Origin of the sequence: Nocardia sp. NPDC059229 (assembly GCF_042754165.1) — a bacterium.
Taxonomy (GTDB): Bacteria; Actinomycetota; Actinomycetes; order Mycobacteriales; family Mycobacteriaceae; genus Nocardia.
Map to the genome: position 1 here is coordinate 1,253,188 of NZ_JBHZAK010000001.1, position 14,311 is coordinate 1,267,498.

Genomic DNA, 14,311 nt, shown 5'->3' on the forward strand with positions numbered 1-14,311 from the left:
TGCTGCATAACTGTCCCGGTGTACCAGGCAGCTGGAATCAGAGCACCCGGAAGCGCACCGGATGGGCCAGCGGCCGGCCCGCAGCATCCAGGTGATGCAGCAGGTAGGAGCCCGTCGGCAGCGGACCCGACCGCAGGGCCCCATCAGCCGGGACCGCGGCCGCGCCGACCTGCCGCAGTCCCGCTACCGGAGCGACCGCGGCATCGGCCGCGCCCGGCTGAGCGATGACCGGCAGGACCACCTGATCCCGCGTCACCCCGTTCCCCAGCGTGAGGGTGCGCAGCGCGGGCGTGGCGGGCACCGTGGCGGCCAGGCCACCGGGATCGGCGTAGACGGCGAGGCGATGCCCGGCCACCGCGCCCGCGAGGCCGTAGCTGACGACCAGGTCCCGGCCGGGCTCGTAGAGGGACCGGTCGAGCAGCAGCCGGTCGAAGGGCGCCGCGTCGTCGGCGGTCCTTCCGGCGGCTCCGGTTTCCACGAATCCGCGTGCCCGGCACCAGAATCCGGCATCCGCGGCGGCCGTCACCGAGAAGTCGTACCAGCCCGCTCCCTCGGCGTCGGCGTCACAGGACATCTCGCGCCGTTCGGTCCCGCCCGCCGCGATATCGATGATCCAGGGCCCGTCGTGACGGTAGGCATTGGAGACCACCGCGACCGAAACCCGTTGCGTTCCGCCATTTTCGAATACCCAGGAGAGCTTGCGCCTGCCGGAGGTGGCCGGGGCGGCGGTGACCCGCAGCGCGCCGCACGGACCGGTGAGATCGCCGGCGAAGCGGCGCTGGAAGCCGTCGGGGCCGTACACCGAATAGTCGTAGCGACCGTTCATCGCCGGAAAGTCCTGTGCGACAGCGCCGCCGCCGGGGATGTCGAACCGGGTCGGCGTGAAGTCCGCGGCGAAGGCGTTCGGATGCACCCGGCAGTGCACGGTGCCGGTGCCGCCGTTGTCGATGGTGAGGGTGATCCCGCCCTGCCCGTCGGGCGCGCACCGGGCCTGCATCCGGTACGGCAGCGGTACCCGCACCTTGCTGCCGCTCTGCTGCTTCGGCAGGCGCTGCACGAACGGAAGTGGTTGCGCGACACCGGACATCGTCTGCTCGGTGCGCGGGGCGGCGGTGGGCAGGATGAGGGTGCGGCGCGCGCCGAAGTCGAACAGCGAGGACAGGTCGCCGCACACCTCCCGCCGCCACGGACTGATATTCGGTTCGGCGACACCGGTGACCCGCTCCAGGAACTTCAGCACCGAGGTGTGGTCGAACAATTCGGAGCAGACGGCCTGTTTGCTCCACGGCGACACGATGATCGCGGGTGTCCGCGCGCCCAGGCCGACATTGTGGCGGCCGAAGTATTCACCGGCCGCGCCCACCGGCGGCGCCGGTGCCGGGATGTGGTCGAAGTATCCGTCGTTCTCGTCGTAGTTGAGGATGAATACCGTCTTGTTCCAGACGTCCGGGTGTTCGGCGAGCGCCTCGAGTACCTCGCGCACCATGGCCTGCCCATTGCGCGGGCCCATGACCGGATGCTCGCAGTCGACGTAGGGCGCGACGATCCAGGACACCGTGGGCAGCCGTCCGGTCGCGACGTCGGTGCGGAAGGATTCCACGAGTGTGCCGGTGGGCGCCCGCAGCAGCCCCTGCTCCACCAGCGCCCGCTGCCCCGCCGACAGCTCGTCCAGGCCCCGCTTCAGGTCGGCGGCGTAGGCGGGTTCGAGGCTCGGATCCCGTTGCAGGTCCGTGTAATAGCGGAAGAAGTTCTCGAAGGCGACCCCGCGCCCGCCGTTGGTGTACTTCAGCGCCGCCCGCGCGGCCTCGCGGAAGGGCAGGAAGAACTCGAGCGCATTGTCGGTGTAGTTGTCCCACTCCTGGTAGACGCGCCAGCCGATACCGCGCTCCTGGAGTCGTTCGGCGTAGGTGGTCCAGGGCAGGCCGAAGATGATGTCGTTGACGTAGCGTCCGGCGTCGGGGCCGAGCAGCGCGTCGTAGAGGAACAGATTGCCGGTCCGCGGCGCGACCAGCCCGGCCAGCGATTCGGCGACCGAGTGCGGGAGGGCGCTGGTCAGTCCGTGCACCATCCCCAGTACGGCGTCCACGATCCCGGCGACCGGCAGGCTGCGCATCCAGCGCAGTTTCAGATCGTCGGCGAACAGCGAGACCTGCAGGGATTCCGCGAAATTGTCCAGGGCCAGCGGGTTTTCCACGGTGCCGGTGAACAGGTACATGCGATTGGGGTCGGTGGGCCCGTTCACCGAGCAGTGGTAGCCGTCGCACAGGGTGAACGCCTCGGCCAGCTGGTAGTAGAAGCCCAGGCTGTCGCGGTCGTAGCCGACCATGGTGCCCTCGCCCTTGGCGGGGATCCAGCCGTCGTGCCGGCCGAAGGCGAAAGCGTCATGGCCGGTGCGGGTTCCGTGATCGGTGCCGTCGATGTTCTGCAGCGTGGTGGGGTACGGCAGCACCACCCGGCCGCCGTCGGGCTGGTGGAAAACCGAGCGTCCGGTGGACAGCTGTAGCGCATTGAGATCGGCGTAGCCGCGCACGCCGGCCATGGAGCCGTAGTAGTGGTCGAAGGAGCGGTTCTCCTGCATGAGGATGACCACGTGTTCGATCCGGTCCCAGCCGCCGGGCGGGGCCGGTTCGGCCCAGGCCTGCACCAGGCTCGGCGGGAGCATCGACATGGCTCCGGCCGCGCCACCCAGCTGCGCGGCGTGCTTCAGAAAACGCCTCCGATCCATGGCAACCCCTGTGAGCATAGGAACGGCTACCGTTGAGGATCGCCGACCGAGCTTGGGGGTTCGTGGCGGTGAGGGGGATCAGTAATGAAGGGTCAGTTAATCATTGGCTCCGAACGTCGCGGATCTGTCATGTGGCATTCACTGCTGTTCAGCCGGCGTTGTCCTCGTCGCGAACCAGCAGGAAGACCAGTTCGGTATCGCCGATGCGCAACACCGCTCCATCGGACAATAATCCGCTGTCGGCAACCCGTGCGCCATCGACATAGACGCCGTTGGAGGAGTGCAGGTCCTTGATCACCCAGGTGTGCCCGTTGTCGATGAGCAGCGCGTGGTGGCGGCTGACCCGGCCGTCGGCGAGCGCGATGTCATTGTCGGACAGGCGGCCGATGCGGGTCGTCGAGCCGGTCACCGGGAAGACGTTCCCGGAGCGGTCGCGCAGCAGCGCCTGCGGCTCGTGCCAGCTGCGGTCCACGATGGTGGTGGCGCGGGTGGCCGAGGCCGCCGCGACCGCCGGCACACTGAGCTGATCCTGGCGGAGGATGCGCGATTCCAGCTCCCGGATGCGATGCCCCGGATCGATGCCGAGTTCCTCGGCGAGGATGCCGCGCAGCCGGCGGGCCGCCTCGAGCGCGTCGGACTGCCTGCCGGTCAGGTAGAGCGCGGTGATCAGCTGCTCCCAGAGCGATTCCCGCAGGGGATGATCGCGCACCAGCAGGGCCAGCTCGGAGACCACACCCTCGGCGCGGCCCTGGGCGATATCGGCCTCGGCGCGGGCCTCGATGACGCCGATGCGCTCGTCGTCGAGGGCGACGGCGTAGGCGTCGGCGAAGCCGAGTCCGCGCAGATCGGACAGGACCGGTCCGCGCCACTGGGCGAGCGCGTCGGAGAGGGCGGCGGTGGCGGCGGCGAACCGTCCGGCGGCGAGGGCGCGCAGACCGTTCTCGCGGCGGGCACGGAAGCGGAAGACATCGCAGGCCGGGTCCGCGAGCACGATGCGATAGCCGGTGCCCATGTGCTGCAGCATGTTCCGGGCGTCGATGCCGCCGTCGCGCAGCGGCTTGCGCAGATTGGAGATGATGGCGTGCAGGCTGACGCGTACGTCGGGCGGCGGATTGTCCTCCCAGACCGCGCTGGCGAGGGCCTCGACGGATACCGGACGGTTGGCATTGATCGCCAGGTAGGCGAGCACGGCACGCTGTTTGGGCCCGCCCAGCTGCTGGGCCACCCCGTCGATGGTCAGCTGCACCGGGCCGAGCACCCCCACCTGCGCGCGCACGTCGCCCATCGCCGACCTCCCACCCGGCCCCAGCTGTCGCCCGTCACTGTAGCTATCCACGGCCGCACCGCCCCTCGCATCCGCCGAATTCCTCTCACCGAACTGGTCGGTCCCCGGCCCGAATTCGTTCCACCCGAGCGCGAATACGACGGGCATGCACTGATGCCCGCACCAGTGCATGCCCGTGGATGCTGTCCCCGGTCAGGGGTTGAGGTTGTAGACCTCCACGCTGCCCATCATGGTGACCGGGTAGTTCGCCTTCACCCAGGCGGTGATCTGGGCGGAGGTGGACTGATCCGACTCCGAATTGGCCGGGCCGGACTGGGGGTTGCTCGGCTGACCGGTATTCGGCTGGCCACCCCGAGAGTTGTTGTCCTGTCCGGATTCCTCGCGCTGACGCACCAGCAGGTAGCCGATCTGGTGGTCGGCGACGTACTGCTGGAACTGGGCCAGCGTCGGTGAATCGTCGCGACCGCTGAAGCCACCGACCGCGAGCAGCGCCTTGCCCGTGCTCAATTCGAGCGAGCTGACGTCCTGAGCGCCGATAGCCGCTGCGGCCCAACGGGTGTCACTGCCCGCGATGAGGCCGGCGATCTGCGGGTCGGCCACGCCGCCGCGCCGGCCGGGACCGCCACCGTGTTCGCTGCGGGGCGGACCTGCGGTCGGGCTGCCGCCATTGTGCACCTGGGCGACGGTCTCGAGGGTGTAGGCGGTGGGACCGAGCAGGCCGGCGAGCAGGGCGAAGACGCCGATGGCGAGCGCGAAGCGCGGCAGCTTCGGGGCGATCAGCAACGCGGCCGCGGCGACCACCGACAGCGCCACCAGCGTCCAGCGCAGCCACGGCAGCCATTCGGGGGTGCGGTGCAGCAGCACGAACGACCAGCCGCCGGTGGCGAGCGACATGAGCGCGAGGCTGCCGCGGGCCGCGAGATGCGTACGGCGCTGCCACAATTGGGCCGCGCCGATGCCGATCAGCGCGGCCATCGCCGGCACCAGTTCCATGGCGTAGTACGAGTGGAAGCTGCGGCTCATGTAGCTGAGCACTGCCCCGGTGACCAGCAGCCAGCCACCCCACAGCAGCAGGCCGGCGCGCACGCGATCGGTGCGCGGCAGCCGGCGGGTCAGCCACAGTCCGGCGATCAGCGCGATCAGCGCGGCGGGCAGCAGCCACGAGAATTCGGTGGCGAGCTCACCGCTGAACAGGCGGGTGAGGCCGGGCTGCGAACCGAAACCGCCGAAGCCGCCGTGCATCTGGGACGGGTCGGCATGCTGGGCCGGATCCGGTGTGGGCATCGGGGGCGGCGTGGGCCGGTGGCCGCCGCCGTTCTTGTTCCCCAGCACCCGGCCGAGGCCGTTGTAATCGACGGCCAGTTCCCAGAGGCTGTTGCTGGTGGAACCGCCGATGTAGGGCCGGGATCCGGCGGGCCACAGTTCGACCAGCGCCACGTACCAGCCCGCGGACAGCACCAGGGCCACGCCCGCGGACGCCAATTGCGTGATGCGCGTGCGCCATCCGCCTGCACCGGCCACCAGCACCACCAGCGCGAGGCCGGGCAGCACCAGGAAGGCCTGCATCATCTTGGCGAGGAAACCGAAGCCCATGAGCACGCCTGCGCCGACCAGCCAGCCGGTGCTGCCGGACCAGAAGCGTTCGCTGGGGGCGTCGATGGCCCGCACCGTGCAGTACGCGGCGGCCACCAGCAGCAGGAGCATGAGGGCGTCGGGGTTGTTGAAGCGGAACATCATGGCCGCCACCGGGGTCACCGCGAGCGCCGCACCGGCGATGAGGCCGGCGGCCGGTCCGGCCCAGCGCCGGACCGCGGCGATGAGCAGCGCCACCGCGGCCACGCCCATGAGGGCCTGTGGCGCGAACATGGACCAGGAGTTGAAGCCGAAGATGCGGCCGGACAGGCCCATCACCCACATGGCGGCGGGCGGTTTGTCGACGGTGATGGAGTTCTGCGGGTCCAGCGACGCGAACAGCAGGGCCTTCCAGCTCTGGGTGCCGGACTGCACGGCGGCGGCGTAGTAGCCGTTGCCCCAGCCCGCGCCGCCGAGGCCCCACAGGTAGACGACGGCCGTGGCGATCAGCAGCACCAGGGTGGCCGGTCGCTCCCAGCGCGGCTGCCCGGGCGGGGTGAGCAGCGTCGCCCACCGCGACGCGCGCCTACCCTCCGACAAGGCTGCGTTGTCCTCCCCGATGGAGGCGTCGCCGCCTCCGGAGGAGGCCGCATCGCCCGCGACGCTGGTGATGGTCGACATGCCACCCGCCTTCCTGTGTTCCCAGATTCCGATTGACCTCGCGGAGCCTAGGCGGCGGGTTTTGAACCGAGCTTCAGGTCGGCTGGGAGTTCCCTGTGAAGAGCCGCGAGAGCGCTTCTACCTGGGCAGACAGCAGGAAGGGCATCCATTTGGATGCCCTTCCGCGTGTCGTCCGGCGCTGCGGACCGCGTTGTTCGGTGGTCGTGCTCCGGGGACATCGGCAGTCGCACATGGCTTCTCCGATCCGGGCCGGTGTGGTCAGGCGGTGGGCAGGGTGAAGGCGGCGGTGCGGACCTTGTCGGCGTGCTTGAAGTCGAGGAACAGCCGGTAGGTGCCGCGGCCGGGAATGGCGGTGTGGAAGGTGATGTCGGGGCCGGGCGCGGTGACGCCGTCGCCGGGCTCACCGTTCGGGTGCACGTGCACGTAGGCCAGATCGCCGGCGCGCAGGATCACCAGATGGCCGTAGGCCGCCAGGTAGGGCTGCAGATCGGTGACGGGCGCGCCGTCCTTGCGCACGGTGAGGGTGAGCAGGCGGCCCTCGCCGGGAACCAGATCTCCGTCCAGGGTGACCTGGTAGCCGTCGACGGTGATGGTGCGCTGCGGTTCCGGCGCGGTGCCGGGCCGGTAGTCGCCCGCGATGGCGAAATCAGCTCCGAGCGTGATGGTCTTGCCGAGGGCACGCGGCGCGATATCGGTGAAGGCGCGGTAGGCGCCCGCCTCGGGCAGGTTCAGCCGGACGGTCCAGGTGCCGTCGGCCTGCCGCTCGGGGTGCACGTGCCAGAAGCCGGTCAGCTCGCGCTGCACGACGATCAGGTGCAGTTCCTTGTCGTGGATGGCGTCGAAGTCGTTGACGGGCAGGCCGTCCGGCCCCAGGATGCGGAACCGGAACTCGATTTCGCCTGCGGTTACGACCTTTTCGGCGAGGTCGAGGGTGTAACCGTCCTGGGTGATCTGGAGTCCGCCTGGCAGGCCGCCGTGGGCGTGGCCACCGTGGGCGCCGTGCGCCTCGTGGGCCGCATGAACCGCGTGATCACCGTGCCCGGCGTGGACCGCGTGATCGGCATGGTGGGCGTGAGCAGTGTGGTCGACCGGGGCCGCGTGGTAAGCATGCGCGGCGTGATCGCCGTGAGCCGCGTGGTCGTGGTGTCCGGTGTGCGCCTGGGTGGTCATTTCTCTTCCCTCTCAACTGCTTCGGTGCCTTACGAAAGATCAAGTTAATACCCCCCAGGGGTATGTGCAAGATGTGCTGTTGTGAACTGGATCACCGGCGAATCGGCGCGGGTTCGGATCACCGTGACGGCAACCGTGGCCGGACGAGCACGGTTCGACAATCGTCCAACCCATGGCGAGCGAGAGCGAGTACCGAACGGGCCTGTTCGCGTTGGGAATCGAACTCGACGGGGAGGGTCACCACCCCGCCGCGTGGCATCGAGCCGGACACGAACCAGACCGTCTATTGCATCCACAGACCGTGCGCACCCGAGTCCAGGCGGCGGAGAACGCGGGCTTCACGTTCGCGACCTTCGACGATGCCCTGAACCCCGGCCCCGGTCCGGGCGGGCGGCTCGATGCCACCACCCGCGCGGCCTTCGTCGCGGCCACCACCAGCACCCTCGGCCTGGTCCCGGTGTCGGCGGCGACCTACGCGGAGCCGTTCCACCTGTCGTCGCAGCTGGCCTCGCTGGACTATGCCGCGCGCGGCCGGGCCGGCTGGCTGGCCGTCGACGAGCCGGGCGCGGCCCGGGCCTGGGGAGCCACCGCCCGCGAGACCCCGGCCGAGATCCGGCGCGAGCGCGTCGATGCCGTCGAAGTCGCACGGCGACTGTGGGATTCGTGGGAGGACGACGCGGTCATCCGCGACTACGCGGCCGGGAAGTTCCTGGACCGCGACAAGCTGCACTACATCGATTTCATCGGCGAGACCTTCTCGGTGAAGGGCCCGGCCATCGTGCCCCGACCGCCACAGGGACACGTCGTCGTATTCGGTTACGGCGCAGCGGGAACCGAGGGCATCGACGTCGCACTGGTGAGCGGAACCACGCTGCCCGAGCTTCACGAGGCGATCGAGCACGCCCGAGCGGAAGGGGTTTCGCGCGTACTCGTGGATATCGAGGTCACCCTGGACACGCCGACCGCGACCGCTGCGGAACGCCGCACGGACCTGGACAGGCACGGCGACCCCGGATCCACTGGGCGACTGTCCTTTTCGGGCTCGCACACCGAGCTGACCGCCCGGCTCACCGAACTGGCCCCGATCGCCGACGGCGTCCGCCTGCATCCGGCCGTCATCGACGAGGACCTTCCCGTCCTCGCTCGCTACGTCCTCCCCGCCCTGCTGCGCGCGGGTCTCGCTCATCGCCCGGTCCCCGGTTCGACGCTGCGCGCGAATCTGGGCCTGGCCCGCCCCGCCAACCGCTACGTCAAGGAGCTCGCCCGATGACCGAGGTCCCCTTCCCCGACGCCCAGGTGCATTTCGGGGTCTTCTTCCAGGGCGTCAATCACCACACCATCTGGGCGGATCCGAGCAGCGGTTCGCAGATCGACTTCGAGACCTTCCGCCGGGTCGCTACCACCGCCGAGCGCGGCCTGTTCGACGCCTTCTTCCTGGGTGAGGGCCTGCGCCTGCGCGAACAGGACGGGCAGCTGCTGGACACCGATATCGCCGGACGACCCGACGCCATCACGCAATTGGCGGCGCTGGCGGGAATCACCACGCGAATCGGCCTGGTGGCCACGCAGAATGCCACCTACAACGAGCCCGCCGATCTGGCGCGCCGGCTGGCGAGCCTGGATGTGCTGTCGGGCGGGCGCGCGGGGTGGAACGTGGTGACCACCGACAATGCCTGGACCGGTGAGAATTTCCGGCGCGGCGGATTCCTGGATCACACCCAGCGCTACGAGCGCGCCGCCGAATTCCTGAGCCTGGCACGGGAGATCTGGGATGCCTGGTCCGGCACTGCCATTGCCTCGACCCGCGAGCACGAGAGCTGGCTGCACCCCGGTGCGGTGCGCGTGGTCGAACGCGACAGCACGCAGTTCAAGGTCGCGATCACCCCGACGGTGCCGCGGAGTCCGCAAGGCCATCCGGTGATCTTCCAGGCGGGCGTCTCCCCCGCCGGCCGCGATTTCGCGGCCGCGCAGGCGGAGGTCATCTTCTCCCCCTTCGGCACCGATTTCGATCCGGCCCTGGAATTCGCGAACGATATTCGTGCCCGGCTCGTCGCGGCGGGGCGGCCCGCCGACGATATCCGGATTCTGCCCGGCACCCAGATCGTGCTGGCCGAGACCGCCGCCGAGGTCGAGGAGAAGCGGCGCTGGGTGCTGGAGCAGCAGATCACCGGCGCGACGGCGCTCTCGCTGGCGGGGCAGGTGTGGGGACGGGATCTGTCGCACCTGGATCCGGACGGCCCGCTGCCCGTGGAAGATCCGGCGCCGTCGGTGATTTCGTCCACCCGCGGCGCGCAGCGGGACGGGCAGGACCGCCGGGCGATCGTGGCGCAGTGGCGCGCGCTGGCCGAGTCGAAGGGGCTGACGCTACGGCAGGTGGCCGTCGAGACCACGGCCCGTTTCGGTTTCGCGGGCACGCCGGGGCAGGTCGCCGATGAGCTCACGCGCTGGGTGCGGCACGGCGCGAGCCACGGCTTCAACATCACCCCGTGGCGGGTTCCGGCCGGTCTGGACGAGATCGTGGACCTGCTGATCCCCGAACTCCAGGAACGCGGTTCGTATCGGACCGCCTACACCGGCGTCACCCTGCGCGAACACCTGGGCCTGCGCCCGCCCCTCACCCGGCGCTGACGCCCGCTCACCGCTCCGCGCAAAAATACGCCGGAAGGCGGTGTCATACCGCGAGGTCCGGGCGGCGGCCGCGTTCAATGAGGGCCGTGGTCGAGACACTCGAGACTCCGAAGAAGCATCCGCTGACCGTCGACCGGCGGCTGCGCCGCGATCAGCGCGGGGACGCCTACCGGCTGACCGCGCTGGGCGGGCTGGCGGCGCTGTCGCTGGACGCCCTGTCGAGCGTGGCCTATGGCCCGGAAGCCATTGTGCTGGCGCTGATTCCGGCCGGGATCGGGGCGGTGTCGTGGACGCTGCCGGTGTCGCTGGCCATCACGGCGCTGCTGCTCGTGCTGGTGCTGTCGTATCGGCAGGTCATCGCGGTGCACCCGGATGGCGGCGGCGCGTACGCGGTGGCCAAGAAGGATCTCGGGCGCGGGGCCGCGCTGCTGGCGGCGGCCAGCCTGGTCGTCGACTATGTGCTGACCGTGGCGGTCAGCCTGGCGGCGGGCGCGGCCAGCCTGGCCAGTGCCTTCCCCGCCCTGGCCGATCATCTGCTGCTGGTGACGCTGCTCGGGCTGGTGGTGCTGACCGTGCTGAACCTGATCGGTATCGCGGAATCGGCCAAGGTGCTGATGGGGCCGACCATCGTGTTCATACTGGCCATCTTCGCGGTCATCGCCGGCGGCTTCCTGCACCACGATCCGGTGGCGGTCATCGGCACCGATCTGGGTCCGGTGGAGCCGGTCGAGGCGGTGGGAATCGTGTTGCTGCTCAAGGCGTTCTCAGCCGGCTGCTCGGCGCTGACCGGTGTCGAGGCCATCGCCAACGCGGTGCCCGCCTTCCGCACGCCCGCGGTGAAACGCGCCCAGCACACCGAGATGGCGCTGGGCGCGCTGCTGGGGATCATGCTGATCGGGCTGTCGATGCTCATCCGGCAGTACCACATGGTGCCACGCGGGGACGTGACGATTCTGGCGCAGCTCTCGGCGGCCGCGTTCGGCACCGGCTGGATGTTCTATCTGACCAATATCGCGGTGACCGTGGTGCTGGTGCTGGCCGCCAACACCAGTTTCGGCGGGCTGCCGGTGCTGCTGTCGCTGCTGGCCAAGGACCACCGGGTGGCGCACGCCTTCGCCATGCGGTCGGAGCGGCCGGTGTTCCGGTACGGCGTGGGCGCGCTGGCGATCCTGGCGGCGATCGTGCTGCTCATCGTGAAGGCGGACACGCATCGGCTGCTGCCGGTGTTCGCGATCGGCGTGTTCATCGGATTCACCATCAGCCAGATCGGTCTGGTGCGGCACTGGCGGGAGGTGCGCGGACCGGGCTGGCTGCCGCGCGCGCTGCTCAATGGTTTCGGCGCGATGCTCACCGCTGTCGCCGGGGTGGTGCTGATGCTGGAGAAGTTCCGCGAGGGCGCGTGGCTGCTGTTGATCATCATCCCCGCCCTGGTGCTGCTGTTCGCGCGCACCGAGGACTACTACGCGCAGGTCGCGAAGGTGCTGGGGCTGGGCCGGATTCCGCCCGCGCCGGAGCCCGGCACGAAGACCAGCCTCATCGTGGTGCCGGTGGTGGCCGTCAGCGCGCTCACCGAACAGGCCCTGACCACCGCGCTGCGACTGGACGGCGAGGTGGTGGCGGTGGCCGTGGCCATCGAACCGGACTCCGCGAAACATCTTGGGGCGCAATGGAAGAAGTGGAATCCGGGCGTGCCGCTCATGGTGCTGCCCGCTCCGAACCGCAGCCTGGTGGCCACGCTGGTCGGATACGTGCGCAAGCAGACGGCCAAGGGCCACCAGGTGACGGTGCTGCTCACCCAGGTCGAGACGCGCCGCTGGTGGCATCGGCTGCTGCACAATCCGCGCGGGCCGGTGCTCACCGCCGCGCTGCGCGCCCGCACCGATGCCGTGGTGGCGACCCTGGCCGTGCGGGTGGATTGATACGGCCGTGCGGGTGGATTGATCACGGCCGTGCGGGAGGCGAATCGTCCGCTATGCCCGGGACTCGCTACGCCTCGTAGCGTTCCGGGACCTGCCCCGTGGCATAGCGGGCGTAGGTGTTCTCCGGGTTCACCGTGATGATGTCGGCGACGGCCACCAGATCGGCAGGTACGCAACCTCCTTCGAAATGATCGACGCTGGGCACGATGACGGCCTCCAGGTCGAGCCGTGAGACCAGCATGCGGAGCCGTTGCACCGGCCGGTCGGTCCGCGGGCCGAACACCACCGTTCTGCGCAGGTCGTAGCCGAGCCGGTGGGCCAATCCGCGTATCCGGGCCTCATCCCATTGCAGACGTTCGCCGGATATGTCGCTCCGCAACCATCCGATCGCACTGGGTTCCGATGTCATGGCTATCCCTCAGGGGTTTTCGCTGCCGGCAACTGTGCCGACTTCAACGTTGGTCCGCCGGAGGCGATTGATCGATGGCGTGCGATGGGGAAAGTACGGGGCAAATGAGGGTCATGGCGACACGGCAAATCTGTGGAAAGCCTATTCTCGGGAGAGGTCCAGCAGAGAGGCCGCATGCCGTGACCGGACGGAACGAGCTGCTCATCGAGGCTCGGCTGCGCATGGAATCACCCGGAGCGCCGGGACAATCGATGACTCGCCGGGAGTTGGCCGACGCCGTCAACGACCACGTCTTCCGGGCCACCAGCAAGCGCGGGGCCGTCGACGAACGGCACGTCGGCAAGTGGGAGCGAGGCGAAACGACGTGGCCCAGAAGACATTACCGATCCGCACTGCGTGCGGTCCTGAACGTGGCGACCGATGCCGAACTCGGCTTCAGCACGCCGCATCGCGCGGCGGATGACGAGCCCGTGAACCGCAAGCAATTCCTGTCCAGCGCGCTCGTGGTGACCACGAACGTGGTGCTGTCGAACTCCGCGCCAACCGAATCCGAGCTCATCGACACCATGGCCGGACCGACCGCCAACTATCGGCGGATGGAATCCTCGGTGCCCTCGGATCGGCTGGCGCCGGTGGTGGACGCGCACCTCAATCTGGTGGCGGGGGTGGTGCGGGATCGGCTGCGCACCTCCGGCGGCTTCCGGGCGCTGTCCGAAATCGCCGGGCTGGCAGCGTGGCTGGCGGCCGACCGCGGTGACGACGCGGCAGCGCGGCGGCGCTACGTGGAGGCGATCCGCCATGCCGAGCGCACGCATCATCCGCTGCTGGTCTCGTACATGACCGCCAGCCTCGGGCACTACGCGGTCGAAATGGGTGATGCCCGAGCGGGTTTGACCCTGCTGCGCACGGCCGCCGCGCAGCTGGGGCGCGAGGCGCCCGACAGCGCCGGAGCGTGGATGTCGTCGCTGCTGGCCGTGGCCTACGCCGCGACCGGGGATCGCGCCGGTGCGCTGGGGGCGTTGCGGCGGGCCGAGCGGCTGGTGGATCGGCAGCGTGGAGAACCGCAGTGGCCGTGGGTGTTCGTCTTCGACGGGCCCAAGGCGGCGCGATATCAGGCCAGCGCGCTGACCCGGCTGGGCGACAATCGCGCGGCACACCTCGCCTTCGAGAACGCGGACTCCGCATTGACCGCCGAGAAGCCGCGCGCACTGGCCAAGGTCGAACACGCCCGGGTGCTGGCGCGCAGCGGCGACATCGAGGCGGGCTGCGCGCTGGCGGCCGAGGCGCTGCTGGTCGGTCTCACCTATCACAGTGAGCGAATCACCCGCCTGGCCAGGGCATTCCGCGCCGATCTGCCCGCGCGTACCGTCGAGGCGAGGGCACTCGACGACGCCCTCGCGACCCTCTACGGACGAGACGATCAATGACGAGCGTCGCCATCACCGGGCATCGCGGGCTGCCCGCGGCCACGCTCGCCCTGGTGGATCGGGCGCTGCGACTGGAGGTGGCGCTGCACATCCGGCCCGGCGGCCCGCCCCCGGTCGGGGTGAGCTGCCTGGCCGACGGGCCGGATTCGCTCTTCGCGCAGGCGATCCTGGATGCGGGCGGGGTACTGATCGCAGTCGTCCCGGCCCGGCGGTACCGGGCGAGCCTGCCCGCGTTCCATCACCCGGTCTACGACCATCTCCTCACCGCCGCCGACCGGGTCATCGAACTGGACCGCGAGGAATCGAATCCCGAGGCGCACCAGGCCGGCAGCCTCCGCATGCTCGACGAGGCCGGGGAGCTGCTGGCGGTGTGGGACGGACTGCCCGCGCGCGGTTTCGGCGGCACCGCCGATGTAGTGGCGACGGCCCGCGCGCGCGACATGCCCGTGACGGTGGCGTGGCCGGAGGGCGCGGAGCGGCCGTGACCCGCCCGGT

Annotated in this window: 10 protein-coding genes; 5 read left to right on the forward strand and 5 right to left on the reverse strand. The window is 69.9% G+C overall.

Translation table 11 applies throughout. The annotated features are described in order from the left end of the window. Window positions 1–37 precede the first annotated feature (37 nt). The 4 genes from ACFXHE_RS05865 to ACFXHE_RS05880 form a co-directional block, all read right to left on the reverse strand. Window positions 38–2,725 (reverse strand): alkaline phosphatase family protein, encoded by a 2,688-nt coding sequence (locus ACFXHE_RS05865; protein WP_379380157.1) that lies wholly within the window; start codon window positions 2,723–2,725, stop codon window positions 38–40. A gap of 148 nt (window positions 2,726–2,873) precedes the next feature. Then, window positions 2,874–4,010, reverse strand: a complete 1,137-nt coding sequence (locus ACFXHE_RS05870; protein WP_379380159.1) for a BTAD domain-containing putative transcriptional regulator — start codon at window positions 4,008–4,010, stop codon at window positions 2,874–2,876. Between the two features lie 192 nt (window positions 4,011–4,202). Beyond that, the gene (locus ACFXHE_RS05875; protein ID WP_379380161.1) at window positions 4,203–6,263 is read right to left on the reverse strand and encodes a glycosyltransferase family 39 protein; all 2,061 of its coding nucleotides are present in this window, start codon (window positions 6,261–6,263) and stop codon (window positions 4,203–4,205) included. Between the two features lie 258 nt (window positions 6,264–6,521). Further along, the gene (locus tag ACFXHE_RS05880) at window positions 6,522–7,433 is read right to left on the reverse strand and encodes a hypothetical protein (RefSeq protein ID WP_379380163.1); all 912 of its coding nucleotides are present in this window, start codon (window positions 7,431–7,433) and stop codon (window positions 6,522–6,524) included. A gap of 172 nt (window positions 7,434–7,605) precedes the next feature. Between ACFXHE_RS05880 and ACFXHE_RS05885 the strand changes: the two genes are divergently transcribed. From ACFXHE_RS05885 to ACFXHE_RS05895, 3 genes are all read left to right on the forward strand, one after another. Then, on the forward strand, window positions 7,606–8,703 hold the full coding sequence (locus ACFXHE_RS05885) for a nitrilotriacetate monooxygenase (RefSeq protein ID WP_379380165.1): 1,098 nt from the start codon (window positions 7,606–7,608) through the stop codon (window positions 8,701–8,703). After that, window positions 8,700–10,061: an NtaA/DmoA family FMN-dependent monooxygenase gene (locus tag ACFXHE_RS05890; RefSeq protein WP_379380167.1), complete on the forward strand. Its 1,362-nt coding sequence runs from the start codon at window positions 8,700–8,702 to the stop codon at window positions 10,059–10,061. Before ACFXHE_RS05885 ends, ACFXHE_RS05890 begins: the two co-directional genes overlap by 4 nt. An 86-nt stretch (window positions 10,062–10,147) precedes the next feature. Continuing rightward, the gene (locus tag ACFXHE_RS05895; RefSeq protein ID WP_379380169.1) at window positions 10,148–11,980 is read left to right on the forward strand and encodes an APC family permease; all 1,833 of its coding nucleotides are present in this window, start codon (window positions 10,148–10,150) and stop codon (window positions 11,978–11,980) included. Window positions 11,981–12,047: 67 nt separating this feature from the next. Here ACFXHE_RS05895 and ACFXHE_RS05900 read toward each other — a convergent pair whose 3' ends face one another. Next, a complete protein-coding gene (locus ACFXHE_RS05900; RefSeq protein WP_379380171.1) occupies window positions 12,048–12,389 on the reverse strand; it encodes a hypothetical protein in 342 nt (113 codons plus the stop codon). A 179-nt stretch (window positions 12,390–12,568) separates the two neighbouring features. On the opposite strand from ACFXHE_RS05900, the gene ACFXHE_RS05905 reads away from it, so the two are divergent. Continuing rightward, window positions 12,569–13,816: a hypothetical protein gene (locus tag ACFXHE_RS05905; protein WP_379380173.1), complete on the forward strand. Its 1,248-nt coding sequence runs from the start codon at window positions 12,569–12,571 to the stop codon at window positions 13,814–13,816. Continuing rightward, a complete protein-coding gene (locus tag ACFXHE_RS05910; RefSeq protein ID WP_379380175.1) occupies window positions 13,813–14,301 on the forward strand; it encodes a hypothetical protein in 489 nt (162 codons plus the stop codon). The genes ACFXHE_RS05905 and ACFXHE_RS05910 overlap by 4 nt, the downstream gene beginning before the upstream one ends. Window positions 14,302–14,311 lie beyond the last annotated feature (10 nt).

Bases quoted from the DNA above. Each gene is read 5' to 3' on its own strand.
- ACFXHE_RS05865 (WP_379380157.1), bottom strand. From the start codon at position 2,725: ATGGATCGGAGGCGTTTTCTGAAGCACGCCGCGCAGCTGGGTGGCGCG.
- ACFXHE_RS05870 (WP_379380159.1), bottom strand. From the start codon at position 4,010: ATGGGCGACGTGCGCGCGCAGGTGGGGGTGCTCGGCCCGGTGCAGCTG.
- ACFXHE_RS05875 (WP_379380161.1), bottom strand. From the start codon at position 6,263: ATGTCGACCATCACCAGCGTCGCGGGCGATGCGGCCTCCTCCGGAGGC.
- ACFXHE_RS05880 (WP_379380163.1), bottom strand. From the start codon at position 7,433: ATGACCACCCAGGCGCACACCGGACACCACGACCACGCGGCTCACGGC.
- ACFXHE_RS05885 (WP_379380165.1), top strand. From the start codon at position 7,606: ATGGCGAGCGAGAGCGAGTACCGAACGGGCCTGTTCGCGTTGGGAATC.
- ACFXHE_RS05890 (WP_379380167.1), top strand. From the start codon at position 8,700: ATGACCGAGGTCCCCTTCCCCGACGCCCAGGTGCATTTCGGGGTCTTC.
- ACFXHE_RS05900 (WP_379380171.1), bottom strand. From the start codon at position 12,389: ATGACATCGGAACCCAGTGCGATCGGATGGTTGCGGAGCGACATATCC.
- ACFXHE_RS05910 (WP_379380175.1), top strand. From the start codon at position 13,813: ATGACGAGCGTCGCCATCACCGGGCATCGCGGGCTGCCCGCGGCCACG.